The organism is Enterobacter cloacae complex sp. 677-3DZ2D5B, from assembly GCF_004136695.1.
Taxonomy (GTDB): domain Bacteria; phylum Pseudomonadota; class Gammaproteobacteria; order Enterobacterales; family Enterobacteriaceae; genus Enterobacter; species Enterobacter hormaechei_C.
Map to the genome: position 1 here is coordinate 105,194 of NZ_QFLS01000004.1, position 26,118 is coordinate 131,311.

The following is a 26,118-nucleotide window of genomic DNA, read 5'->3' on the forward strand; positions in this document are numbered from 1 at the left end:
AATTACGCTGTCCTTCTCTGCAACACTGAATCATTTCCCTGAAAGCCCCTTCACGTTCACGCTTTTGCCCCTCGTTTCTGCGCGCAGTCACTGCCACAGTAGCGCCACTTAACATAAGGAGCAGACATGAACAGACAACAAGGATTTACCCTGATTGAGCTAATGGTGGTCATTGGCATTATTGCCATCCTGAGCGCGATTGGCGTCCCGGCCTATCAGAACTACCTGCGAAAAGCGGCGCTCACCGATATGCTGCAAACGTTCATCCCCTACCGCACCGCCATTGAGCTTTGCGCCCTGGATCGTGGTGGTGTGGATCGCTGCGACGCAGGCACCAATGGCATCCCCTCCCCGACAACCACACGTTACGTTTCAGCGATGAGCGTGGCGAAGGGGATCGTATCGTTAACAGGGCAGGAAAGCCTTAACGGACTTGAAGTGCTCATGACACCGATCTGGAGCGACGGTAACGGTATGACGGGCTGGACGCGTGACTGCAAAATTGCGTCCGACACGGCGCTCAGACAAGCCTGTGAAGATGTTTTCCGCTTCGACAACAACTGAAAGGAGTGGACAATGAATACCGAGCAGCTTATGACGCTCTGTCAGCGCCATCACGCACTGCTACTCGCAAGCGACACCGAGATGATCAGCATTGCGGTGGTGGGTAATCCTGCCTCTGAGCTGATGGAAGCGTTACGCTTCGCCACGCAGAAACGTATTGATATTGAGTGCTGGACGGCTGAACGGATGGAAAAACGGCTTCAGTCCCTCTCATCATCACACCTGCCGGGCATCGCGCCAAACTCAGCCGCTGACGTGCTCAGTACAACCTTGCAGCAGGCAGTAAACCAGCGGGCTTCTGACATCCATATTGAACCGACGGAGCACGGTTACCAGATCCGTTTGCGAATCGACGGTGTTCTCTACCCTCAACCGCCGATCTCTGCCGCCCTCGGGACGACGCTTGCCGCACGCCTGAAGGTGCTGGGTCAACTGGATATTGCGGAGCGCCGCCTGCCGCAGGACGGTCAGTTTACGGTGGAGCTGGCAAGCGTCCCCGTCTCTTTTCGTATCGCAACCCTTCCCTGTAGCGGTGGAGAAAAAATCGTGCTTCGTCTGCTTCACCAGGTACAGCAGGCTCTGGAGCTTGAACAGCTGGGGATGAGCGCAGACCAGCAGGCCCGTTTTGCCGAGGCGCTTAACAGCCCTCAGGGGTTGATTCTGGTCACCGGCCCGACCGGTAGCGGGAAAACGGTGACGCTGTATAGCGCGTTACAGGCGCGAAATACACCTGACGTTAATATTTGCAGCGTGGAAGATCCCGTTGAAATCCCGCTTGCAGGCTTAAACCAGACGCAGATTAATCCGCGTGCGGGGCTGACCTTCCAGAGCGTGCTGCGCGCCCTGCTCAGGCAGGATCCTGACATCATTATGGTAGGTGAAATTCGTGACGGCGAAACGGCAGAAATTGCCATTAAGGCGGCACAAACCGGGCATCTGGTGCTGTCCACCCTCCATACTAATTCGACGACTGAAACGCTGGTACGGCTGCAACAGATGGGTGTCGCGCGCTGGATGATCTCTTCGGCGCTCTCGATGGTGATTGCCCAACGGCTGGTGCGCCGTTTATGCCCGTACTGCCGACAGGAAGCCAGCCGCCACACCGAATTACCCCGCACGCTGTGGCCCCGGCCGCTTCCTCGCTGGCAACCCACCGGCTGCGATCGCTGCTACCACGGTTTTTATGGTCGCGTAGCCATTTTTGAAGTGCTCGTCATCGACGACACGCTGCGGCAGGCCATCGCCAGCGGAGCAAGCACGGAGGTGATTGGGTCCAGCGCTCGTCAGGCGGGAATGACCTCTTTGTTTGAGCATGGCTGCATGGCCGTAGAGCAAGGGCTGACTACGCTCGAAGAGTTGTTGCGCGTCCTGGGAATGCCAGATGGCTGCTAATTCGCTCTGGCGCTGGCGTGCCCTGACCACCGAGGGGGAGGTGCAAACCGGCACCCTCTGGGCCATCGACCGTAACGCAGCTTACACGGCTCTGGTGCTTAAACAGCTGCACCCGCTGGCGCTAAAACGCTGCCAGCAGCGCCACCGATGGCAGGTGCAGCACTGCTACGATATTTTTCGCCAGCTCGCCACGCTGCTACAGGCCGGACTCACGCTGTCCCAAAGCCTGCACATGCTGGCGGAACAGCATCCTTTGCAGCACTGGCAGGCGCTGCTGCACAGTCTTGCTGATGACCTGAGCGAAGGTTTCGCTCTGTCAGAGGCCATGAAGAAATGGCCAGAGGTGTTTAGCCCCCTTTATGTCTCGATGGTGAAGACGGGTGAACTGACGGGTAAGCTCGAAGCCTGCTGCCGTCAGCTTGCGCAGCAACAAAAATCCCAGCAGCAGCTCAGTGCAAAGGTGAAGAAAGCGCTGCGCTATCCGCTGATCATCCTGACGCTGGCCGTTTTCGTGGTGCTGGCGATGGTCACGCTGGTTTTGCCTGAGTTTGCTGCAATCTACAAAACGTTCAACACCCCGCTCCCTTTGCTCACGCAGGCAGTCATGGGGCTGGCGGCCTTGGTTCAGGCGCATATCCTCACCCTTTTGGCCCTGCTCGTGGCAATGGTTGTCATCGCCTGTAAGCTGCGGCGGCATCCGCGCTGGCAGTACGTCCTGTTACATGTACCGGTGATGGGCACGCTGATGCGTGGGCAAAAACTGGGGCAAATTTTTACCGTGCTGTCATTAACCCAGCAGGCCGGAATTGCCTTTTTACAAGGACTGGAGAGTGTGGAGGAGACCGTTGTGAGGGGCTACTTGCAGGAGAAAATCCGTGAGATACGCAGCGATATCGAACAGGGGACGCCCGTGTGGTCCTCCTTCCAGAAGGCCTCTGTTTTTACGCCACTGTGTATTCAGCTCATTCGCACCGGAGAAGTGTCGGGTTCACTGGATGTCATGCTGATGAATCTGGCCCGCCATCATACGGAACAGACATTTCAGCAGGCAGACAATCTGGCGGCGCTTCTTGAGCCTTTGCTACTGGTCGTGACAGGTCTGATTATTGGCACGCTGGTGGTGGCAATGTATCTGCCGATTTTCCATCTGGGGGATGCAATGAGCGCGGGGTAACGCTGGCGCACGGACGCGCGCCAGCCGTAGCCGTCAGAGGCTATTGAAAACGCGGTTTTCCTGCTCCTGAACGCGGATAAACGTCGTGCGTTTAGTCAGCTCTTTCAGGCGGGAAGCCCCAACGTAGGTGCAGGCAGAACGCAGTCCGCCGAGGATATCGCGCGCCGTGTTTTCGACCGGACCACGCAGTGGTAGCTTAACGGTTTTGCCTTCCGCCGCACGGTATTTCGCGACACCACCCACGTGACGGGTCATCGCGGATTCAGAGCTCATTCCGTAGAACAGCATGAATTTCTCGCCGTTCTCTTCCACCACGGTACCGCCGCTCTCTTCGTGGCCTGCCAGCATGCCGCCGAGCATCACGAAGTCCGCGCCGCCGCCGAAGGCTTTCGCGACATCGCCTGGCATGGTGCAGCCACCGTCGCTGATGATCTGGCCGCCCAGACCGTGCGCAGCGTCAGCGCATTCAATTACCGCAGACAGCTGCGGATAACCCACACCGGTTTTCACGCGCGTGGTGCAAACGGAGCCCGGGCCAATGCCCACTTTCACAATGTCGGCTCCGGAGAGGATCAGCTCTTCACACATTTCACCGGTCACCACGTTGCCCGCGATGATGGTTTTGGTTGGCCAGGCTTCACGCGCCTTGCTGACGAACTGGACGAAATGTTCGGAATAACCATTTGCCACGTCAATGCAGACAAAATTCAGCGCCGGATTGGCGTTCAGGATCTGTTTGGTTTTCTCGAAATCTGCATCAGACGTACCGGTCGAGACCATCACATGCTTCACCACTTCAGCCGAGGCGGAGGCGACAAACGCATCCCACTCTTCAGCGCTGTAGTGTTTGTGTACCGCAGTAAGGATGTCGAATTGCGCCAGTGCGGTCGCCATCTCGAAGGTCCCGACGGTGTCCATGTTGGCCGCGATAATCGGCACGCCAGACCACGTCTGACCGGAATGCTTAAAGGTGAATTGACGTTCGAGTTCAACGTCTGAGCGACTTTTCAGTGTAGAGCGTTTAGGGCGGATAAGAACGTCTTTGAAACCTAACTTCAGATCTTCTTCGATACGCATGTGCGGATTCCTGGGGTTAGAGGCAAATATATTAAAAGCACAACTCCAGTGACGCTATCATACGCACTAATACCTGCTCCGCAAGACTGCGAAATTCTCTTTTTTTACGCTACAATCCTATAAATTTACCTGGTAAAAAGCGGGTAAAGAGAGCTAAACATTGGCTGTTGTAAGTTTGAATTTTAAGCAACTGATTTTAAAACTGAATAATTCCCAGGATCTGATTTAATGGGGTATATCGTCGCATTAACCGGCGGCATCGGTAGTGGTAAAAGCACCGTTGCGCACGCGTTTGCTCGTCTCGGCATCACGATTATCGACGCCGATATCATTGCCCGTCATGTGGTAGAACCCAATACACCCGCCTTAAACGCCATCGAAGCGCATTTTGGTCGCCGTGTGATACAGGCTGACGGCACCCTGAATCGTCGGCAGCTGCGTGAGTGCATATTTTCCGATCCAGCGGAAAAAGCCTGGCTTAATGCCCTGCTCCACCCCATTATCCACCAGGAAACTCAGCGTCAAATTGCCGCAGCCCGTTCGCCCTATGTGTTGTGGGTCGTCCCGTTACTGGTGGAAAATCAGCTTCAGAATAAAGCAGACAGAACGCTGGTGATTGACGTTTCCCGCGAAACGCAAATCCAGAGAACCATGGCGCGTGACCATGTTTCACGCGAACATGCTGAACAAATTCTTGCCGCACAGGCCACGCGCGAAGCGCGCCTCGCCGTTGCGGATGATGTTATTGATAATAACGGCGCACCAGATGCCATTGCATCGGATGTTGCTCGTCTGCACGCGCAGTATCTGACCTTCGCCGCGCAGGCCGTTGCACAGGAAAAACCATAATGTCGACTCATATCCTTTTTGAGCACCCGCTTAACGAAAAAATGCGTACCTGGCTACGCATAGAATTTCTTATTCAACAGCTTTCACAACATCTGCCTGTCAACGATCACGCCACCGCGCTGCATTTTTTCCGCAACGTGGGCGATCTGCTGGATGTGATTGAACGCGGTGACGTCCGCACTGAGCTGTTGAAAGAGCTGGAGCGCCAGCAGCGTAAATTACAGGCCTGGGCCGAAGTACCGGGCGTGGATCAAAGTCGTATTGACGCTTTACGCCAGCAGCTGAAAAACAGCAGCACGACGCTGATGGCCGCGCCGCGCGTTGGCCAGTTTTTACGAGAGGATCGTCTGATTGCGCTGGTGCGCCAGCGCCTGAGCATACCGGGCGGTTGCTGTAGCTTTGACCTGCCAACGCTGCATATGTGGTTGCACATGCCGCAGGAACAGCGCGATCGCCAGGTGAACAGCTGGCTGGGCAGCCTGGAGCCGATGAATCAGACGTTATCCTTGATCCTCGATCTTGTGCGTAACTCTGCCCCGTTCCGCAAACAAACCAGTCTCAACGGTTTCTATCAGGATAACGGCGACGACGCCGATCTTCTGCGCCTGAATCTGTCTCTTAGCGAGCAGCTTTACCCGCAAATTTCCGGACATAAAAGCCGTTTCGCGATCCGCTTTATGCCGCTGGACAGTGAACATGGCACCGTGCCGGAACGCCTCGATTTTGAACTGGCCTGTTGTTAAGGAGTGCCGATGTCTGACGTAACCACCGTAAACTGCCCAACCTGTGGGAAAACTGTCGTCTGGGGAGAAGTGAGTCCATTTCGCCCATTCTGCTGCAAGCGCTGTCAGCTTATAGACCTGGGCGAATGGGCGGCGGAAGAGAAACGCATTCCGAGCGAAGGCGATCTCTCGGATAGCGATGACTGGAGCGAAAACCAGCAGTAACGTTCAAAGCCTGCTGGCGCTTCGCTTAGCAGGCCTACGGTTGTGCAACCAGCCGGAGTATCACAGGCTCATTGGCGGGCGGGAATTTTTCCGCATCGCTGGCCTGAAGCTCAATCCAGTTACCCGGCTGCCCCTCTTTACCCCACGGTTCACCTTCCCAGCTTTCCACCAGCCAGAACCACAGCGTGATGTGACGATCCGGAAACTGGTACTCCAGCTTATCGAACAGCGTTGCGCCAAGCGGGGTGATCCCCACCTCTTCCTGAAGCTCACGCACCAGCGCCTGCTCCGGCGTTTCACCTGATTCGATTTTCCCGCCGGGGAATTCCCATTTGTTGGCCATGTGCGCATCGGCGGCACGTTGGGTAATGAAGATCTGGTTTTGCGGGTTGCGAATGATCCCGACAGCAATTTGCAGTGTTTTCATCATGTCACTTCCATAAAAAAGGCGCAGATATCTGCGCCTTTTCAGTTTGTTATGTTCTTAGCTCAGACGGCCGTGGCACGCCTTGTATTTTTTGCCGGAACCGCATGGGCACGGATCGTTACGACCAACTTTACGATCGCCCGTCTGCGCTGCGATTGCTGCTGCGGCTTCGCTCTCATCGGTCTGATGGCTCAACTGCTGCATCTGTGCCAGACGCTCAGCTTCTTCACGACGCTGCTGCTCCATCGCTTCCACTTCTTCCGGCATACGCACCTGAACTTTGCTCAGAGTGCTGATAACTTCATACTTCAGCGACTCCAGCATGGCAGCAAACATGGAGAAGGATTCACGCTTGTACTCCTGCTTCGGATCTTTCTGCGCATAACCTCGCAGGTGGATACCCTGACGCAGGTAGTCCATTGCCGCCAGGTGCTCTTTCCACAGGGAGTCCAGGGTCTGCAACATTACGCCTTTCTCGAAGTGACGCATCATCTCTGCGCCAACCACTTCTTCCTTACGCTTGTAGACGTCCAGCGCGGTTTCGTAGATACGCTCGCGCAGGGTCTCTTCGTGCAGCTCAGGCTCTTTGTCCAGCCACTCTTTGATTGGCAGTTCGAGATCGAAGTCGTTTTTCAGACGTTCCTGCAAGCCTTCGATATCCCACATTTCTTCCAGAGACTGCGGTGGAATATGAGCGTCGATAGTGGCTTTGAACACATCTTCGCGAATGCTGTTGATGGTTTCGCTCACGTCGGACACGTCCAGCAGTTCGTTACGCTGGGTGTAGATCGCACGACGCTGGTCGTTGGCAACGTCATCATATTCCAGCAGCTGCTTACGAATATCGAAGTTGCGGCTTTCCACTTTACGCTGGGCGTTGGCAATCGCTTTGGTAACCCACGGGTGCTCGATCGCTTCGCCAGGTTTCATGCCCAGTTTACGCATCATGCCGGACACACGGTCAGAGGCGAAAATACGCATCAGCGCATCTTCCATAGACAGATAGAAGCGGGAAGAACCGGCATCACCCTGACGACCCGCACGACCGCGCAGCTGGTTATCGATACGACGAGATTCGTGACGCTCGGTACCAATGATGTGCAGACCACCGGATGCCAGCACCGCGTCGTGACGCACTTGCCAGTCGGCTTTGATCTGCGCGATTTGCTCTGGGGTTGGGTTTTCCAGCTCCGCCACTTCAGCCTGCCAGCTACCGCCGAGCATAATATCGGTACCACGACCCGCCATGTTGGTGGCGATGGTTACGGCTGCCGGGTAACCCGCCTGCGCAACGATATCTGCTTCTTTAGCGTGGAACTTGGCGTTCAGAACGTTGTGTTTGATGCCTGCTTTAGTCAGCTCGTTAGACACCACTTCGGACTTCTCGATGGAGATGGTCCCCACCAGTACCGGCTGGCCCTTCGCGGTACGTTCGCGAATATCTTCGATGATCGCCTGAATTTTTTCCGCTTCAGTCATGTATACCAGGTCCGGCATATCCTTACGGATCATCGGACGGTTGGTAGGTACTACCACGGTATCCAGCTTATAGATGGAGCTAAACTCAAACGCTTCGGTATCTGCGGTACCGGTCATCCCCGCCAGCTTCTCGTACAGACGGAAGTAGTTCTGGAAGGTGATGGATGCCAGCGTCTGGTTTTCGTTCTGAATATCCACGCCTTCTTTGGCTTCCACGGCCTGGTGCAGGCCATCGGACCAGCGACGTCCCTGCATAGTACGGCCGGTGTGTTCATCGACGATGATGACTTCCCCGTCTTTAACGATGTAGTCAACGTCGCGGGTGAACAGCGCGTGCGCGCGCAGTGCAGCCGTTACGTGGTGCATCAGCATGATGTTGCTCGGGGAGTACAGAGACTCGCCCTCTTCCATAATGCCTTCAGCAACCAGCAGCTCTTCGATTTTCACCAGGCCGCGTTCGGTCAGGTTGACCTGACGCGCTTTTTCATCAACGGAGAAGTGACCTTCACCCTGGAAGGTATCGGAGTCTTCTTTCTCCTGACGCAGCAGGTGAGGAATGATTTTGTCGACTTTACGGTACATCTCGGAGCTGTCTTCGGCAGGGCCGGAGATGATCAGCGGGGTACGCGCTTCATCGATCAGAATGGAGTCAACCTCATCCACCAGCGCATAGTGCAGTTTACGCTGGACGCGCTCTTCCGGGCTGAACGCCATGTTGTCACGCAGGTAGTCGAAGCCGTATTCGTTGTTGGTGCCGTAAGTGATGTCCGCGTTGTAGGCTTCACGCTTGGCAGGTGCCGGCAGGCCGGACATGTTAATGCCCACGGTCATGCCGAGGAATTCGAACAGTGGACGGTTGTTTTCGGCGTCGCGCTGCGCCAGATAGTCGTTGACGGTAACAACGTGAACACCCTTACCCGTCAGCGCATTCAGGTAAGCCGGCAGCGTTGCAGTCAGGGTTTTACCTTCACCGGTACGCATTTCCGCGATGCAGCGCTCGTTGAGCACCATCCCGCCCAGCAGCTGCACGTCGAAGTGACGCATGCCGAACACGCGTTTACTGGCCTCACGTACTACGGCAAAGGCTTCCGGGATCAGGCTTTCTAAGGTTTCGCCTTTCTCCAGACGCGCACGGAACTCCGCGGTTTTTGCTTTCAGTTCATCATCAGAGAGCTTCTCCATCGCCGGTTCCATACCGTTGATGACGTTTACCGCTTTGCGCATGCGGCGCAGGGTACGATCGTTACGACTACCAAAAACTTTGGTTAACAATTTGATTAGCATAATAAATTCTCAAACGCCCCAGTCGGGCAGATAAATTAAGGTATTGAAAAAGGTTAATTTAGCTGAGGCGTTGAGGCCCGGCACGGATGCCGTGAACCTGGCTAATCCATGTCGAAACAGAGAAGGATGCAGGGGAAACAAAATCCGTTTTCGCCGTCTGATTCACGGTCACTGGCGGCTGGTTGTCCTGCGTCAGAAGCGCATTAAGCGTATCGAGCAGGGCAAGATGCTGAGCCTGGACCGGCAGCGTTTCTTCCGCAACAGGCATCGTCTGCGGCGCCATCGCGAACGACAGATGGCGGATAACCGTGCGAATCGCGTGCTGCTGCCAGTAATCAACGGAGAAATTGGGACGACGGCTGGCTTCAAGCCATGCGAGATTAGTGAAGTTAACCCGTGTGGTGAGATCGTGTTTGGTCGTCGTGGAACGTGCTGGCGTTGCCGCGTCTGCGCTGTTGCTGAGCACAGGCAAGCCGAGACTCGCCGCGACCATCCCCAATAAGAGATGCGGCCAGAAGTAACGTCTGCCAAATTGTCGCCAGCGCGTCAGTATTCCGCTCACTTGCTCCACCACGTTCGCCCGCCAGTGCAGGCTGAGTTTAGTTATTCTTTTTTAGCGCCCAGATATTACCACTAAAGCCAATACACGGCAGCAGGAATGACACCTTGCAGCAGGTAAAAACGGTCAATAATGCAGCGAACACACCGTTATTCGGCACCCGACACAGGCCAGGGGTGAAAGGGACAAATTAAAGAAGGGCAGAAATAAAAACGACTGGCTTCCCTGGTCGGAGAGAGTACCAGGTGAACCAGTCGCTTTTCTTACGAAACGGGTTTAACCGTTACGCCAGGACCATAGTCGGTGCTTTGAACGCCAGCGGCAGTTCAGCTTCGTCTTCGAAGGTCACATATTCCCAGGCTTCCTGTTTTGCCAGGACTGCCTGCAACAGTTTGTTGTTCAGTGCATGACCGGATTTAAACGCGGTAAATGCACCAATGATGTTGTGACCACACATGAAGAGGTCGCCGATCGCGTCCAGCATTTTGTGACGAACAAATTCATCTTCAAAACGCAGGCCGTCTTCGTTCAGTACGCGATAATCGTCAACAACGATGGCACAATCGAAGCTGCCGCCCAGGCACAGGCCGCGGGATTGCAGATATTCGATATCACGCATAAAGCCGAAGGTACGTGCTCGGCTGATCTGGCGCATGAACGCATCCGCAGAGAAGTTCATCGCATAGCGCTGGGTGCTGGAGTCAATCGCCGGATGGTTAAAATCGATGGTGAAGTCCAACGAAAAACCATTGTACGGTTTGAATTCAGCCCATTTGTCGCCATCTTCGACGCGAACGGTCTCTTTAATGCGAACAAATTTCTTCGCGCAGTTCAGTTCTTCGATGCCTGCATCCAGCAACAAATAAACGAACGGAGCAGCACTCCCGTCCATGATCGGGATTTCTGGCGCATCGACTTCAACCATAATGTTGTCGATACCCAGACCCGCCAGGGCGGCGTTCAGGTGCTCTACGGTAGAAATCCGCACGTCATGCTCGTTCACCAGACAAGTACAGAGCATAGTATCACGCACAGATTTGGCATCGGCCGGAAAATCTACCGGTGGATTCAAGTCGGTGCGACGATAGATGACCCCGGTATTGGCCGGCGCAGGGCGTAACGTCAGTGTGACTTTCTTGCCGGTATGTAAACCGACACCCGTCGCCTGAACGATACGTTTAAGTGTCCTTTGTTTGATCATCGTATAATCTCGCCAAATTAACTATCCAACCGAGAGTGTATATCACTAACGGTGGGCCAGTTTAGCACAAAGAGCGCAAATCCCCAAATTCCAGCCAATTCTTAGTCAGCTTGCTTACGCAGGAACGCCGGGATATCCAGATAATCTGGCTCTTTTGCCGTTTGTGGAGTCGGGTCGTTCACCACTTTCGCAGCGGGTTTTTGCTCCTGAGTCAGAGGCGCCATACCGTGCTGCTGGTAACGATCCATAACCGGCTGCTGAGTCTGTTTGTTAGTCACCAGGGTGATCTCAGGACGCTTGTCCATACCGATACCGGTGGCCACAACGGTCACACGCAGTTCGTCGTTCATTTCCGGATCAAGGGAGGTACCGATAACGACGGTCGCGTTGTCAGAGGCGAATGCACGGATGGTGTTACCCACAGTTTCGAACTCATCCAGACGCAGGTCAAAGCCAGCGGTAATGTTGACCAGCACGCCGCGCGCGCCAGACAGATCGATATCTTCCAGCAGTGGAGAGGAGATCGCCATTTCAGCAGCTTCTTCCGCACGGTCTTCGCCGCTCGCCACGCCAGAGCCCATCATCGCGTAGCCCATCTCGGACATCACGGTACGAACGTCTGCAAAGTCGACGTTCATCAGGCCAGGACGGGTAATCAGTTCAGCAATACCCTGAACCGCGCCTTTCAGCACGTCGTTTGCCGCGCCAAAGGCGTCCAGCAGAGAGATACCGCGACCCAGCACTTTCAGCAGCTTGTCGTTCGGAATGGTAATCAGAGAGTCCACGTGCTTGGACAGCTCGGTGATACCCTGCTCCGCGAAAGCCATACGCTTCTTACCTTCAAAGTTGAAAGGCTTGGTCACGACAGCAACGGTCAGAATACCTAAATCTTTAGCGACTTCCGCCACAACGGGTGCTGCACCGGTACCTGTACCGCCGCCCATACCCGCTGCGATGAAGACCATGTCTGCACCGTCCAGTGCAGCGCGCAGCGCTTCACGATCTTCTTCAGCCGCGTTGCGGCCCACTTCCGGGTTAGCCCCTGCTCCCAGACCTTTGGTGATGCCACCACCGATCTGAATCGTCTGGCCAACAGCCGTTTTACGCAGCGCCTGCGCATCGGTGTTCACCGCGAAGAATTCAACACCTTCGATGCGCTCGCGCACCATGTGCTCTACGGCGTTACCGCCGCCGCCACCGACGCCGATGACTTTAATCACCGCGTCGTTGGTTAATTCCATAGGTTCAAACATAATCTCTCTCTCCGTTGTGCCTGTCGCCCGAGACCGCTAATTCTCTCCGGTCTCTTAAAAAAATTAAAATTCTTTTCGCAGCCAGGTGTTAAGTCGTTTGACCCACGACCCCACCGAGACGCGTTTTTCCACCTCTGCCTCACCACTTAAATGGGACTCTTTCCCGTAGTGCAGCAGGCCCACCGCCGTTGAATAGTACGGCTCCTGGGCATAATCCGTTAAACCGGTGATATTCAGCGGCGCACCGATACGCACCTGCGTATGGAACACGCGCTGAGCGCAGGCCGCAAGACCTTCAATTTGCGCTGCCCCGCCGGTTAATACAATCCCCGCCGCGAGATGATGTTTCACACCCTGCTGGCGAAGCTGTTCCTGTAACTGCAAAATCTCTTCGTTGACCAGGTTGAGCAGCTCGGTATAACGCGGCTCAATTACCTCTGCCAGCGTCTGGCGTTGCAGGCTGCGCGGCGGTCGACCGCCTACGCTCGGCACTTCAACGCTCTCGTCTTTGCCGACGATAGAGCCCAGCGCGCAACCATGGCGCACTTTAATCGCCTCTGCATCGCTCGGTGGCGTACCAAAAGCGTAAGCAATATCGCTGGTCACGACGTTCCCTGCGTACGGGATCACTTTGGTGTGGCGTAACGCACCGCCGGTATAGACAGCCATGTCCATTGTACCACCACCAATATCGACCACACAGACGCCCAGTTCACGTTCGTCTTCGGTCAGCACGGAATAGCTCGCGGCAAGTCCGGCGAAAATGAGTTGGTCAACTTTCAGGCCACAACGTTCAACGGCTTTTACAATGTTCTTCGCCATATCGTTGTGACATGTGATCAGGTGCACTTTTGCCTGCATACGCACGCCCGACAGACCGACCGGATTCTTGATGCCTTCCTGGTAGTCGATCGCGTATTCCTGCGGGATCACATGCAGCACACGGTGCTCGTCGCGAACACGCACGGATTTCGCCGTGTGGACAACGTTCTCAACGTCTTCCTGCGTCACTTCTTCTTCGGAAATCGGCACCATACCGATTTCATTCTGGCAGCTGATATGCTTACCAGAAAGGGCCAGATAGACAGAGGAAATTTGGCAATCTGCCATCAATTCAGCCTGGTCGATGGCGCGCTGAACGCATTTCACCACCGACTCAAGGTCGTTTACCCCACCTTTATCCATACCACGGGAGGGGCAGCTGCCCACGCCAATGATATTGACCATACCGTCGGGCAGAACTTCCCCTACCAAAGCGGCAACCTTCGCGGTGCCAATCTCCAGTCCTACTACCAATTTTCTGTCCGTCGACTTGATCATTGTTGTTCTGCCTGTACCTGTGCCTGATTTTGTTGCTGATTAGGTTCCTCGACCGGAGCCGGCTCCCAACCGACTGCTGCGCCTGAGTCATAGCGCAAATCAACGTAGCTTATCCGTTTGCCATCCGTCTGCGCCTGCTGCTGTAAAACCGGGTAAAGTTCGACAAAACGCGCCAGACGTTTCATTGTATCGCCGCGGCCAAGGTTGAGCTTGATGCCATTCGTTAAGGTCAACTGCCAGGAACGGCGCGCCGTCATCGCAGCATCTTTTAACGTAAAGCGATCCTTAGCCAGCACCTGCCCCATCTCACGAAAACCCTGCAATACTTCGTTTTCGCTGCCTTCCGGCCCATACAACATCGGTAAATTCTGCTTGTTGACACGATCGCTCGGGACGCTGAACGAATTTCCGTCTACATCAACCATATGCTGATCATTCCAACGCGCAATCGGCACATATTCAACCAGATGAATCTTCAATTCATCAGGCCATTGCTTTCTGACACTTGCCTGTTTTATCCACGGCAGACGTTCAATCTGACTCTGAATAATGTTGACGTCCTGCGTCATAAAGGTGCCAGGCGACCCAAGCGCCAGAATCGACTGGCGAATATCATCGTTACGCGTGTAGTGTCGCTCCCCGGTCACCACCAGCTTTGAAAGCGGCAACCGCTGCGCATCTTCCATCCAGCCCAGCACCATCCAGCCGCTGATAAACACGGTGCACAGCACCCCGAGCAGGAAGATGATCCCTGCAAGACGCGTTCCATTACTCCGGCGCGAAGAGGAATATTCTTCTTCGTCATCGCGGTTGCGCGTGTTCAATGCAGCCTGAGACATATCAGCCCGCCTGGTCCAGAATACGTACGACTAACTGCGTGAAGCTCATTCCCGCCTGACGCGCCGCCATCGGCACAAGGCTATGGCTGGTCATACCCGGAGACGTGTTTGCTTCCAGCAGATAAAATTGCCCGTCACCGTCAAGCATCACGTCAATGCGTCCCCAGCCACGACATCCCAGCACATTCCAGGCTTTAAGCACCAGAGACTGTAATTCGGCCTCACGCTCTGCTTCAAGACCCGCTGGGCAGAAATATTGCGTCTCATCAGAGAGATACTTCGCCTCATAATCATAGAAGACTCCGGCGGGTTGGATGCGAATTGACGGTAAAATTTCTTCGCCAAGCATCGCGACGGTAAATTCCGGCCCGCTAAGCCATTTTTCAATCAGAACTTCTTCATCATGTTGAAATGCCAGTGCTAAAGCGTCAGCCAAATCTACAGCTTTATCGACTTTGGACATTCCCACGCTCGACCCTTCACGGCTCGGCTTCACAATAACCGGTAAGCCCAGTGCCGCAATGCGTGTATTAACGCTGTCCGACAGACCCAATTCATATTCACGACGCGTCAGTGCAACCCATGGCGCAACGGGCAGGCCCGCGCCCTGCCACAGCAGTTTGCTGCGCAGTTTATCCATGGAGATGGCGGATGCCATCACGCCGCTGCCGGTGTACGGTATACCGATCAGCTCCAGCAGCCCCTGCAACGTGCCGTCTTCACCACCGCGGCCGTGCAACGCGATGAAGGCTTTATCGAAGCCCATCGCTTTCAGCTGCGTGACGTCCACCTCTTTCGGATCAACCGGATGCGCGTCCATGCCACCTTCACGCAGGCCCGCCAGCACGGCAGCGCCCGAATTCAGAGAAACCTCGCGTTCGGCGGAAGTGCCGCCAAACAGGACAGCAATCTTATCAGCCATGACGCTCGTCCTCCTGAGTTTGCGGCTTCAGTTTGATTTCAGCTAAGGTACGGGCGATTTTGCCGATATTTCCCGCGCCCTGAATCAGGATCAGATCGTTACCCGTCAGGACCGGGGCAAGCATTTCAGCCACCTGCGCCGGGTCGGGAACCAGAATAGGATCCACTTTACCGCGTCCACGGATGGTACGACATAAAGAACGACTGTCCGCACCCGGAATCGGCGTTTCACCCGCAGCATAAACATCCAGCATCAGCAGGGTATCAACCTGAGAAAGGACGTTGGCAAAATCGTCATACAGATCGCGGGTACGCGTGTAACGGTGCGGCTGGAAGATCATGACCAGATTCTTTTCCGGCCAACCCGCACGTGCCGCTTTGATGGTTGCGTCCACTTCCGTCGGATGGTGACCGTAGTCATCCACCAGCATCGCAGACCCTGGCTTACCGTTTACCGGCTCCAGTGGGAATTCACCGAGGAAGTCGAAACGACGGCCCGTCCCCTGGAAGCTCTCCAGTGCACGCAGGATCGCTTCATCGTCAATGCCTTCTTCTGTCGCAACAGCCACCGCCGCCGCCGCATTCAGGGCGTTGTGACGTCCCGGCGCGTTCAGGGTGACATGCAGCAGGTCTTTATCCTGACGCGCGAGGGTGAAATGCCCCTGCGCACCGATCTGTTTGTAATCTTCTACGCGTACATCCGCGTCTTCGCTGAAGCCGTAGGTCGTAATTTGACGCCCGACGCGCGGCAGCAGTTCGCGAATAACCGGATCGTCCACGCACATCACCGCACGGCCATAGAACGGCAGGTTGTGCAGGAAGTTAATAAAGGTCTGCTTTAAGTTCTCGAAGTCACCCTGGTAAGTGTCCATATGGTCAGCTTCGATGTTGGTGACGATCGCCACCATCGGCTGTAGATGCAGGAACGACGCGTCGCTCTCATCCGCTTCCGCAATCAGATAACGGCTATGGCCCAGACGCGCATGCACGCCAGCGGCTTTCACCAGACCACCGTTAACGAACGTCGGGTCGAGACCCGCTTCCGCATAAATGCTGGAGACCATCGCTGTTGTGGTGGTTTTACCGTGCGTGCCGGCCACCGCAATGCCGTGACGGAAACGCATCAGTTCCGCCAGCATTTCCGCGCGACGGATCACCGGAATGCGCGCCTCATGCGCCGCAACGATTTCCGGGTTATCCGCGGAGATAGCGCTGGACACCACAACCACGCTCGCATCGCTCACGTTTTCCGGGCGATGATTGAAATAGATAGTCGCCCCCAGCGACGCCAGCTGCTGCGTAACAGGGTTTGGCGCCAGGTCAGACCCGCTGATCTGATAGCCTTCGTTAGCTAACACTTCGGCAATACCGCCCATGCCAGCACCACCGATGCCGACAAAGTGAATGTGCCGGACGCGACGCATCTCGGGCACGATAGAACGCAGTTTTGCCAGTTGTTGTGTATTCATTCTCTAAACGCCATCGACTACTTCAAAAAAATCGTGCAGCGCAACACGCGCTGCGAGAATTATGCCTGGGCTGCCAGGCTCACTTCTTTTGCCACCCGTTCCGTTGCATCCGGGATAGCGGTCGCGCGTGCGCGTTGCGCCATCTCCAGTAATACATCCCGGTTCCAGCCCGCCAGGGTAGTGGCGACCGCATCAGCGGTAAATTGTGGCTGCTCAAAAATCTTCGCGGCACCCGCTTTTTCAAGCGGCAGCGCATTCCAGTACTGCTGTCGATCTTTGTGCTGGAACGGCACAAACAGCGCCGGTAAACCGGCGGCGGCGATTTCGCTCACCGTCAGCGCGCCCGAGCGACAGACCACGACATCGGCCCATGCATAGGCTGCGGCCATATCATCAATAAATTCAGTTACTTTATGCTGCGGCTGACCTTCCTGCGCGTAGGCCTGCTCAACGGTCTGCTGAGCGCCCTTCCCGCTCTGGTGCCAGATGGTCACTGCATCACCCAGTTTTGCCGCAACCTGCGGCATCGTCTGGTTTAAAATACGCGCGCCCTGGGAACCGCCGACGACCAGCACCCGCACCGGCCCTTCACGACCCGCCAGACGCGTATCTGGCAGCGCCAGCGCCAGCACGTCCACACGTACCGGATTCCCTACGACATCCGCTTTCGGGAATGCCCCGGGGAAGGCCTGCATAACTTTGGTGGCTATTTTTGCCAGCCATTTGTTGGTCAAACCGGCAATACCGTTCTGCTCATGCAGAACAACGGGAATCCCTAATGACCACGCCGCCAGTCCGCCAGGGCCGGAAACGTAACCGCCCATGCCCAGAACGACGTCAGGCTTAAAGCGCTTCATGATGGCGCGCGCCTGACGCCAGGCATTGAAAATGCGCACCGGCGCCAGCAGCAGCGCCTTGATCCCTTTGCCACGAAGGCCAGAAATACGAATAAAGTCGATCTCGATACCGTGCTTAGGTACCAGGTCGGCTTCCATGCGGTCTGCGGTTCCCAGCCAGCGTACCTGCCAGCCCTGTTCCATTAAATGGTGCGCAACCGCCAGCCCCGGGAACACGTGTCCACCGGTACCGCCTGCCATCACCATTAACCGCTTCGGTTGATTCATCGTGAACCTCGTGTAAACGCCTGAGCTTTCTCCAGACGCGTTTCATAATCTATGCGTAACAAAAACATGATGGCCGTCGACATGATCAACAGACTCGAACCACCATAACTGATCAACGGTAACGTCAGACCTTTAGTCGGCAACATACCCGCTGCCGCCCCAACGTTTACCAGTGCCTGGAAGCTAAACCAGATACCAATAGAGCAGGCCAGGAAACCGGAGAAGCGGTGATCGATCTCCAGCGCTTTCCGGCCAATCGACATGGCGCGGAAAGCGACGAAGAATACCATTAATAGCGCCAATACCACACCGATATAACCCAGTTCTTCCCCAATAATGGAGAAGATGAAGTCGGTGTGCGCCTCCGGTAAATACTCCAGTTTTTGCACCGAGTTGCCCAGGCCTTGGCCCCAGACTTCGCCGCGGCCAAACGCCATCAGCGACTGCGTCAGCTGGTAACCGCTGCCGAACGGATCTTCCCATGGGTTCCAGAACGAGGTCACACGGCGGATACGGTAGGGTTCGGCGAGGATCAGCAGCACCACCGCCGAAATCCCCATCCCGATGATGGCAATGAACTGCCACAGTTTTGCGCCCGCCAGGAACAGCATCGCCAGCGTAGTGACAAACAGTACGACTACCGTACCGAGGTCGGGCTGCGCCAGCAGCAGGATCGCGAGGACCAGAATCACGCCCATCGGTTTTAAGAAGCCGCGAAGGTTGTTACGGACTTCGTCAACTTTACGCACCAGGTAGTTAGCCAGGTAGCAGAACAACGACAGTTTGGTGAACTCCGCCGGCTGAATACGCAGTGGGCCAAAGGCAATCCAGCGTGATGCCCCGTTAACGGAGCTCCCGACAACCAGCACGATCAACAGCATGATGATTGAGGCGATGAGCATGGCCGTACTGTGCCGCTGCCAGAACGACATTGGCAGGCGTAAGGTGATCAGCGCCAGGCAGAACGCGAGAATGATGTAAAGCCCGTCACGCTTGGCAAACAGGAACGGGTCGTTTGCCAGACGCTGTCCGACAGGCATTGACGCCGAGGTGACCATAATAAAGCCGATCGCTGCCAGCCCCAGCGTGAGCCAGAACAGCGTGCGGTCGTACATGATCAGGCTGTCGGAATCTTTATCCCGTGAAGCCATCACCCAGCCTTTCAGCGCCGTAAACAGCCATACCAGGATACCAAATCCTGGCAGGCGCGGCATTTTCAGGCGAGGGAGAGATAAACGCATCAGCCTAACTCCTTCGCCAGGCGGGTAAAGACATCACCCCGCTGTTCGAAATTCTTGAATTGATCGAGGCTGGCACAGGCTGGTGAGAGCAGCACCATATCGCCGGGCTTCACGCGTGGGGCAATAAGACGCATCGCCTGCTCCATGGTCTCGGTTTGCTCGGCGACCTCAGGACGCAACGCCGCCAGCTCGCTACCATCGCGGCCAAAGCAATACAGGCGCACGTTATCACCGTTGAGGTACTGCTTCAGCGAGGAGAAGTCAGCCGATTTACCGTCGCCGCCCAGCAGCAGGTGCAGCGTGCCATCAACGTGCAGACCGTTCAGTGCCGCCTCGGTGCTACCCACGTTGGTCGCTTTGGAATCGTTAATCCAGCGTACGCCGTTGTGCTCCAGCGCAAGCTGGAACCGGTGCGCCAGGCCGGTAAAGGTGGTCAGCGCCTTCAGGCTTGAAGATCGCGGCAGGCCAACGGCATCCGCCAGCGCCAGCGCCGCCAGGGCATTGGTGTAGTTATGCTGGCCGGAGAGCATCATCTCTTTCACGTTCAGCACTTTCTCACCTTTCACCCGCAGCCAGGTTTCGCCCTGCTGACGGTTAAGGTGATAGTCACCCATATTAATACCAAAGCTAATGCAGCGATCGTCTGCGCCGCGCACCGGCATGGTGAGTGCATCATCGGCATTCACCACGCAAACTTTGGCATTTTCATAAACGCGCAGTTTGGCCGCACGGTATTGCTGCAAGCCGAACGGGTATCTGTCCATATGATCTTCGGTGACGTTTAAGATCGTCGCCGCCGCCGCATGCAGGCTTGAAGTGTTTTCCAGCTGGAAGCTGGAAAGCTCAAGGACGAACAGCTCGCACCCTTTATCAAGCAACATCAGAGCGGGCAGACCAATGTTACCGCCCACGCCGACATTTTTGCCCGCCGCCTTCGCCATTTCCCCCACCAGCGTGGTGACGGTGCTTTTACCGTTCGAACCGGTAATGGCGACGATCGGCGCCTGCGCCTCCCGGCAGAACAGTTCGATATCGCCGACAATCTCAACGCCTGCATCCGCGGCGGCGCTCAGGGAAGGATGCGCCAGCGCCATACCGGGGCTGGCAACAATCAGATCGGCGGCCAGCAGCCACTCATCATTCAGACCACCCAGGTGGCGTTCAACCTGCTCCGGCAGCTTGTCCAGACCCGGCGGAGAGACGCGCGTATCCATCACGCGCGGCGTCACGCCACGCGCAAGGAAAAAGTCCACGCAGGAGAGGCCGGTGAGGCCCAACCCGATGATAACGACTTTTTTGCCCTGGTAATCTGCCATGATTAACGTACCTTCAGCGTTGCCAGGCCAATCAGCACCAGCATCAGCGAAATAATCCAGAAGCGCACAATGACGCGCGGCTCCGGCCAGCCTTTCAGTTCATAGTGGTGGTGAATCGGTGCCATACGGAAGATGCGCTGACCGCGCAGCTTGAAGGAACCGACCTGCAAAATCACCGACAGCGTCTCAACCACAAACACACCGCCCATGATTACCAGCAGGAACTCCTGACGCAGCAGCACGGCGATAATACCCAGTGCGCCGCCCAGCGCCAGTGAACCGACGTCGCCCATAAAGACCTGCGCCGGATAGGTGTTGAACCACAGGAAGCCCAGCCCCGCCCCGACAATCGCCGTACAGACGATCACCAGTTCCCCCGCGTGTCGCAGGTACGGAATGTGCAGGTAATTTGCAAAGTTCATGTTACCGGTCGCCCAGGCTACCAGCGCAAAACCGCCCGCGACAAACACGGTTGGCATGATGGCCAGGCCATCCAGACCATCGGTCAGGTTGACGGCGTTGCCGGTACCGACGATCACAAAGTAAGCCAGCAAAATGTAGAACAGCCCCAGCTGCGGCATCACGTCTTTGAAGAACGGCACCACCAGCTCGGTAGCCGGGGTGTCTTTTCCTGCCAGGTAAAGGGCAAAGGCCACGCCCAGCGCAATCACCGACATCCAGAAATACTTCCAGCGGGCGATCAAACCTTTGGTGTCTTTGCGTACGACTTTGCGGTAGTCATCAACAAAACCGATGATCCCGTAGCCAACCAGAACGGTCAGCACGCACCAGACGTAGGGGTTAGACGGATACGCCCACAGCAGCACGGACACCACAATCGCGGTCAGGATCATGATCCCGCCCATGGTCGGCGTACCCCGCTTGCTGAAGTGCGATTCCGGACCGTCGTTGCGCACAACCTGGCCGAAAGAGAGTTTTTGCAGACGGGCAATCATGCGCGGGCCCATCCACAGCGAGATGAACAGCGCAGTCAGCAGGCTGACGATGGCACGAAACGTCAGATAGGAAAAGACGTTAAAGCCTGAGTAATATTTGACCAAATGTTCGGCCAGCCAAACTAACATGTCCCGTTCTCCTGTAATGCGTGCACAACCTCTTCCATGGCGGCACTACGTGAACCTTTAACTAAAACAGTCACAATCTGTTTTTCTGTAATCAATGCCTTCAGGCGTTCGATCAGTGCAGATTTATCGGCAAAATGTTCGCCAACTTCACTGGCATCGGAAATGGCCTTGCTCAGCGGGCCTGCGCTCAATACGCGGTCAAGCCCGGCGGCTTTCGCCGCTTCACCCACCTGAATATGGCAGGCTTCGCTTTCATCACCCAGCTCGGCCATATCGCCCACAACCATCACGCGATAGCCCGGCATTTCAGACAAGACCTGCACGGCCGCCGTCATTGAGCCAACGTTAGCGTTGTAGGAGTCATCCAGCAGGAGCTTGTTTTCAGCCAGCTGGATCGGGAACAGACGCCCCGGCACGGCTTTTAAATTTGCCAGACCTGCTTTAATCGCCGCGTGTGAGGCACCTACCGCCATTGAGAGCGCTGCCGCAGCAAGCGCATTGGCGATGTTATGACGACCCGGCAGGGGCAGCAGCACGTCGATGTCGCCCGTTGGGGTTGTGAGGGTGAACTCGGTACCGTGTGACGTCACATGAATGTTGGTCGCCGAAAAATCACTGTTTGCCGCATTCGGTGAGAAGCGCCAGGTTTTACGTGAACCAATGATGCTCTGCCAGTTCAGCCAGTCGTTGTTATCGGCATTCATAATGGCGATGCCGTCATCCGGCAGGCCGGTATAAATTTCACCTTTCGCTTTCGCCACACCGGCCAGAGAACCAAAACCTTCAAGATGTGCCGCCGCCAGGTTATTCACCAGCGCCGCTTCCGGACGGGTCAGGCTCACGGTCCAGGCGATTTCGCCCTGATGGTTAGCCCCTAACTCAATCACCGCATATTCATGCTCGTGGGTCAGGCGCAGCAGCGTCATCGGCACACCGATGTCATTATTAAGGTTGCCCGCCGTATAAAGCGTGTTACCGCACTGGCTAAGGATCGCCGCCGTCATCTCTTTAACGGAGGTTTTGCCCGACGAGCCCGTCAGTGCCACGACGCGTGTTGGCACCTGCTGGCGAACCCATGCCGCCAGCTCGCCAAACGCCAGGCGCGTATCTTTCACCACAATCTGCGGCAAATCGATATCGAGCTTACGACTGACCAGCAGCGCGCCCGCGCCGTTATCTTTAGCCTGTTGCGCAAAATCGTGGGCGTCAAAACGTTCACCCTTCAGCGCCACAAACAGGCAGCCCGCCGTCACCTTACGGGTGTCGGTGGTTACAGCCTCGATGGTCAGATCCTGACCATGCAGCATCCCCTGCAATACCGCAGCGGCCTGGCTTAACGTAATGCTAATCATGCCACCACTCCCAGCAGACGCGCTGCCGTCACGCGGTCGGAGTAATCCAGACGACGATTGCCGACAATCTGATAATCTTCATGACCTTTACCGGCCAGCAGAACCACATCGTTCTCCTGCGCCTGCATAATGGCGTTAGTCACGGCCTCCGCACGGCCTTCGACCACGCGCGCACGTCCCGCATCCAGCATGCCCGCCAGAATGTCGTTGATAATGGCCCGCGGCTCTTCGGTACGCGGGTTGTCATCGGTTACCACGGGAATATCCGCGAACTGCTCAGCGATGGCGCCCATCAGCGGACGTTTGCCCTTGTCGCGATCGCCACCGCAGCCAAACACGCACCAGAGCTTGCCAGCGCAGTGCAGACGCGCCGCTTCCAGCGCTTTTTCCAGCGCATCCGGCGTGTGGGCGTAATCCACAACCACCGTCGGCTTGCCCGGCGCGCTAAACACTTCCATGCGGCCACAGACCGGTTGCAAACGCTCAGCCGTTTTCAGCAGATCCGCCATCGGGTAACCCAGCGCCAGCAGCGTCGCCAGCGCCAGCAGCAGGTTACTGACGTTAAAGGCCCCCATCAGGCGGCTTTCAATTTCACCTTCGCCCCAGATGGAAGCGAAGCGGATCGTCGCCCCACTATCGTGGTAGTTCACCTCGACCGCCTTCAGCCAGCGGCCGCGGCAGTTCGGATTAATGCGATCTTCCATCGACACCGCCACCGCATCTGGCAGTTTTTCCAGCCAGCGGCGACCGACTTCGTCGTCGGCGTTAATGATCGCCTGCCCGTGGTGGTGAGTGGAATAAAGCAGCCATTTCGCCGCTTCGTAGTGCTCCATATCACCATGATAATCAAGGTGATCGCGGCTCAGGTTAGTAAAGACAGAGGCAGCAAATTTCAGGGCCGCCACGCGATGTTGTACCAGACCATGGGAAGAGACTTCCATCGCAGCGAAGGTCGCCCCCTGCTCAGCGAGGCCCGCCAGCACACGCTGCACGTCAACCGCCGAGCCTGTAGTGTTTTCCGTCGGGCTTACTTTGCCCAGAAGACCGTTCCCCACCGTGCCCATGACGGCACCGGTTTCGCCCAGCAGCTGCGCCCACTGCGCCATCAGCTGAGTGGTGGTGGTTTTTCCGTTGGTTCCTGTCACGCCAACCAGCTGTAACTGGTCGGAAGGTTCGTTGTAAAAACGTCCTGCCAGCGCGGAGAGACGCTCATTCAGCTGGCTGAGATAGATGACCGGCACGCCGTGCATTTCACGGATCTCACCGTCTGTTGCCTCATCTTTGGCCTCAGCAATAATGGCAGCAACACCTTGCGCAATCGCCTGCGGGATATAACGACGCCCGTCCGCCTGATGACCCACCACTGCCACAAAAAGATCGCCAGAAGCCGCTACGCGGCTGTCCAGTACCATCTCTCGCAGTGCTCGCGCAGGTAGCATAGGCACCCACGGAGCAAGAAGGTCGCGCAAATTACGATCTGCCACCTGTTCCCTCGCCTTGATTAATTACAAATTCACTTTTTTCGCCCGTCGCCAGCGCATCCGGTTCAATGTTCATGGTGCGCAACACGCCGCCCATAATAGCCCCGAACACAGGCGCGGAGACGGCGCCGCCGTAGTATTTACCCGCCTGCGGATCGTTGATGACGACCACCAGTGCAAAACGCGGATTGCTTGCAGGCGCTACGCCTGCGGTATAGGCAATGTATTTGTTGATATAGCGGCCGTCCGGCCCCACTTTTTTCGCTGTACCAGTTTTAATGGCGATACGATAGCCCTTAATTGCGGCCTTCACGCCGCCACCGCCAGGTAACGCGACGCTTTCCATCATATGCACGACGGTACGAACGATAGATTCCGGGAAAACACGTTCCCCCGGAACCGGTGGATCAACTTTGGTGATCGACAGCGGACGATAAATGCCATAGCTGCCAATCGTTGCGTAGACTCGCGCTAACTGTAAGGGAGTTACCATTAGCCCGTAGCCGAAAGAGAAGGTGGCCCTCTCTATGTCAGACCACCGTTGTTTTTGAGGATATAAGCCACTGCGTTCTCCGACCAACCCCAAATTGGTCGCCTTTCCCAGCCCAAAACGTGAGTAAGTATCTACTAACGCTGAGGACGGCATCGCTAACGCCAGTTTTGACACACCGACGTTACTCGACTTCTGCAAGACCCCGGTCAGGGTCAGTTCGCTATAACGTGCCACGTCTTTGATTTCGTGACCGTTAATTCGATAAGGGATCGTATTCAGAACGGTATTTTCGTTGACGATGCCTCGCTGTAGAGCCGTCATCACCACCATGGGTTTTACGGTCGAACCGGGTTCAAACACATCGGTGATGGAGCGGTTACGCATTGCATCTTTTGCTGTACCGGCAAAATTATTCGGGTTGTATGAGGGGCTACTGGCCATCGCCAGCACTTCACCTGTCGCCACATCCACCAGCACGGCGCTGCCCGATTCCGCCTTGTTAAACGCGACGGCGTTGTTCAGTTCACGATAGACCAGCGCCTGCAAGCGTTCATCAATACTCAGGGCCAGGTTGTGCGCGGCCTGGCTGTCTGTCGAGGAAATGTCTTCAATGACGCGACCATAGCGGTCTTTACGCACGATTCGCTCGCCAGGCTGGCCGGTAAGCCACTTGTCGAAGCTTTTTTCAACGCCCTCAATCCCCTGGCTATCCACGTTGGTAAAGCCAATCAGGTGCGCGGTGACTTCGCCGGAAGGATAGTAACGGCGGGATTCTTCCCGCAGATGAATGCCCGGCAGCTTCAGTTTCTTAATGTAGTCAGCCATGTCAGGGTTCACCTGACGAGCAAGATAGATGAAGCGCCCTTTCGGGTTGGCGTTAACGCGTGACGCCAGCTGATCCAGCGGCATTTTCAACGCGTCTGAGAGCGCCTTCCAGCGGTTATCAAGGGTGATCCCGCCTGCGTCGTGCAGCTCTTTCGGATCGGCCCAGATCGCCTTCACCGGCACGCTCACCGCCAGCGGGCGGCCGGAGCGGTCGGTGATCATCCCACGAGAGGTAGAAACTTCCTGCACGCGCAGAGAACGCATATCCCCCTGACGCACCAGCATGTCAGGCGCGATGATTTGTAGCCACGCCACGCGTCCCAGCAGGAAACCCAGCGCCAGTAAAATGCAGCCGCAAAGCAACGCAAAACGCCAACTGACAAAGTTGGCCTGTTCTTCCTGGCGTTTTGGTTTTAGCGTTTTTGCCGCTGCTTTCATGCGTCGCG

The 26,118-nt window shown here is 56.1% G+C and carries 23 protein-coding genes; 6 read left to right on the forward strand and 17 right to left on the reverse strand.

Translation table 11 applies throughout. From position 1 onward, the window contains the following. Positions 1–126: 126 nt before the first annotated feature. The 3 genes from ppdD to hofC are packed head-to-tail and all read left to right on the forward strand — an operon-like array spanning position 127 to position 3,130. Positions 127–564: a prepilin peptidase-dependent pilin gene (ppdD, locus tag DD597_RS06270; RefSeq protein ID WP_023315399.1), complete on the forward strand. Its 438-nt coding sequence runs from the start codon at positions 127–129 to the stop codon at positions 562–564. 12 nt (positions 565–576) lie between these two features. After that, positions 577–1,956 carry a type II secretion system protein GspE gene (gene gspE / locus DD597_RS06275; RefSeq protein ID WP_129256021.1) on the forward strand — a complete coding sequence of 460 codons (1,380 nt, stop codon included), beginning with the start codon at positions 577–579 and terminating at the stop codon, positions 1,954–1,956. Next, positions 1,946–3,130: a protein transport protein HofC gene (gene hofC, locus DD597_RS06280; RefSeq protein WP_129256022.1), complete on the forward strand. Its 1,185-nt coding sequence runs from the start codon at positions 1,946–1,948 to the stop codon at positions 3,128–3,130. Before gspE ends, hofC begins: the two co-directional genes overlap by 11 nt. Before the next feature lie 33 nt (positions 3,131–3,163). On the opposite strand, the gene DD597_RS06285 is transcribed toward hofC, so the two are convergent. Further along, on the reverse strand, positions 3,164–4,207 hold the full coding sequence (locus DD597_RS06285; RefSeq protein WP_003856327.1) for a GMP reductase: 1,044 nt from the start codon (positions 4,205–4,207) through the stop codon (positions 3,164–3,166). Positions 4,208–4,435: 228 nt separating this feature from the next. Between DD597_RS06285 and coaE the strand changes: the two genes are divergently transcribed. Genes coaE through yacG form a run of 3 tightly spaced genes read left to right on the forward strand, consistent with a single transcriptional unit; the run spans position 4,436 to position 6,003 of the window. Beyond that, complete coding sequence (coaE, locus tag DD597_RS06290) at positions 4,436–5,056, forward strand: dephospho-CoA kinase (protein ID WP_003856328.1); 621 nt, start codon at positions 4,436–4,438, stop codon at positions 5,054–5,056. Further along, complete coding sequence (gene zapD / locus DD597_RS06295; protein ID WP_003856329.1) at positions 5,056–5,799, forward strand: cell division protein ZapD; 744 nt, start codon at positions 5,056–5,058, stop codon at positions 5,797–5,799. The genes coaE and zapD overlap by 1 nt, the downstream gene beginning before the upstream one ends. A gap of 9 nt (positions 5,800–5,808) precedes the next feature. After that, entirely contained in the window at positions 5,809–6,003 is a 195-nt protein-coding gene (gene yacG / locus DD597_RS06300) for a DNA gyrase inhibitor YacG (protein WP_003856332.1), read from the forward strand. Positions 6,004–6,037: 34 nt separating this feature from the next. Here yacG and mutT read toward each other — a convergent pair whose 3' ends face one another. The 16 genes from mutT to ftsI all read right to left on the reverse strand — a co-directional run bounded on the left by mutT (position 6,038) and on the right by ftsI (position 26,110). Beyond that, complete coding sequence (mutT, locus tag DD597_RS06305) at positions 6,038–6,430, reverse strand: 8-oxo-dGTP diphosphatase MutT (protein WP_003856333.1); 393 nt, start codon at positions 6,428–6,430, stop codon at positions 6,038–6,040. 57 nt (positions 6,431–6,487) lie between these two features. Beyond that, complete coding sequence (secA, locus tag DD597_RS06310; protein WP_003856335.1) at positions 6,488–9,193, reverse strand: preprotein translocase subunit SecA; 2,706 nt, start codon at positions 9,191–9,193, stop codon at positions 6,488–6,490. A 58-nt stretch (positions 9,194–9,251) separates the two neighbouring features. Continuing rightward, positions 9,252–9,755 carry a secA translation cis-regulator SecM gene (gene secM / locus DD597_RS06315; RefSeq protein WP_032628081.1) on the reverse strand — a complete coding sequence of 168 codons (504 nt, stop codon included), beginning with the start codon at positions 9,753–9,755 and terminating at the stop codon, positions 9,252–9,254. Between the two features lie 280 nt (positions 9,756–10,035). Then, positions 10,036–10,953 (reverse strand): UDP-3-O-acyl-N-acetylglucosamine deacetylase, encoded by a 918-nt coding sequence (gene lpxC, locus DD597_RS06320; protein WP_003856337.1) that lies wholly within the window; start codon positions 10,951–10,953, stop codon positions 10,036–10,038. Between the two features lie 101 nt (positions 10,954–11,054). Continuing rightward, positions 11,055–12,206, reverse strand: a complete 1,152-nt coding sequence (gene ftsZ, locus DD597_RS06325) for a cell division protein FtsZ (protein WP_003856338.1) — start codon at positions 12,204–12,206, stop codon at positions 11,055–11,057. Positions 12,207–12,269: 63 nt separating this feature from the next. Then, complete coding sequence (ftsA, locus tag DD597_RS06330; RefSeq protein ID WP_003856340.1) at positions 12,270–13,526, reverse strand: cell division protein FtsA; 1,257 nt, start codon at positions 13,524–13,526, stop codon at positions 12,270–12,272. Then, positions 13,523–14,365 (reverse strand): cell division protein FtsQ, encoded by an 843-nt coding sequence (ftsQ, locus tag DD597_RS06335; protein WP_003856342.1) that lies wholly within the window; start codon positions 14,363–14,365, stop codon positions 13,523–13,525. Before ftsQ ends, ftsA begins: the two co-directional genes overlap by 4 nt. 1 nt (position 14,366) lies before the next feature. Further along, positions 14,367–15,287: a D-alanine--D-alanine ligase gene (locus DD597_RS06340; RefSeq protein WP_129256023.1), complete on the reverse strand. Its 921-nt coding sequence runs from the start codon at positions 15,285–15,287 to the stop codon at positions 14,367–14,369. After that, positions 15,280–16,755 (reverse strand): UDP-N-acetylmuramate--L-alanine ligase, encoded by a 1,476-nt coding sequence (murC, locus tag DD597_RS06345; protein WP_003856345.1) that lies wholly within the window; start codon positions 16,753–16,755, stop codon positions 15,280–15,282. The genes DD597_RS06340 and murC overlap by 8 nt, the downstream gene beginning before the upstream one ends. Before the next feature lie 59 nt (positions 16,756–16,814). Further along, positions 16,815–17,879 (reverse strand): undecaprenyldiphospho-muramoylpentapeptide beta-N-acetylglucosaminyltransferase, encoded by a 1,065-nt coding sequence (gene murG / locus DD597_RS06350; RefSeq protein WP_003856347.1) that lies wholly within the window; start codon positions 17,877–17,879, stop codon positions 16,815–16,817. Further along, positions 17,876–19,120: a cell division protein FtsW gene (ftsW, locus tag DD597_RS06355; RefSeq protein WP_003856348.1), complete on the reverse strand. Its 1,245-nt coding sequence runs from the start codon at positions 19,118–19,120 to the stop codon at positions 17,876–17,878. The genes murG and ftsW overlap by 4 nt, the downstream gene beginning before the upstream one ends. Continuing rightward, the gene (gene murD / locus DD597_RS06360; RefSeq protein ID WP_129256024.1) at positions 19,120–20,436 is read right to left on the reverse strand and encodes a UDP-N-acetylmuramoyl-L-alanine--D-glutamate ligase; all 1,317 of its coding nucleotides are present in this window, start codon (positions 20,434–20,436) and stop codon (positions 19,120–19,122) included. Before murD ends, ftsW begins: the two co-directional genes overlap by 1 nt. A gap of 2 nt (positions 20,437–20,438) precedes the next feature. Continuing rightward, complete coding sequence (gene mraY / locus DD597_RS06365; protein WP_003856353.1) at positions 20,439–21,521, reverse strand: phospho-N-acetylmuramoyl-pentapeptide-transferase; 1,083 nt, start codon at positions 21,519–21,521, stop codon at positions 20,439–20,441. Continuing rightward, positions 21,515–22,873: a UDP-N-acetylmuramoyl-tripeptide--D-alanyl-D-alanine ligase gene (gene murF, locus DD597_RS06370; RefSeq protein WP_045330949.1), complete on the reverse strand. Its 1,359-nt coding sequence runs from the start codon at positions 22,871–22,873 to the stop codon at positions 21,515–21,517. The genes mraY and murF overlap by 7 nt, the downstream gene beginning before the upstream one ends. Then, entirely contained in the window at positions 22,870–24,357 is a 1,488-nt protein-coding gene (gene murE / locus DD597_RS06375; protein WP_003856358.1) for a UDP-N-acetylmuramoyl-L-alanyl-D-glutamate--2,6-diaminopimelate ligase, read from the reverse strand. Before murE ends, murF begins: the two co-directional genes overlap by 4 nt. Continuing rightward, positions 24,344–26,110, reverse strand: coding sequence for a peptidoglycan glycosyltransferase FtsI (gene ftsI, locus DD597_RS06380; protein ID WP_003856361.1), 1,767 nt, complete (start codon positions 26,108–26,110; stop codon positions 24,344–24,346). The genes murE and ftsI overlap by 14 nt, the downstream gene beginning before the upstream one ends. Between the last annotated feature and the right edge of the window lie 8 nt (positions 26,111–26,118).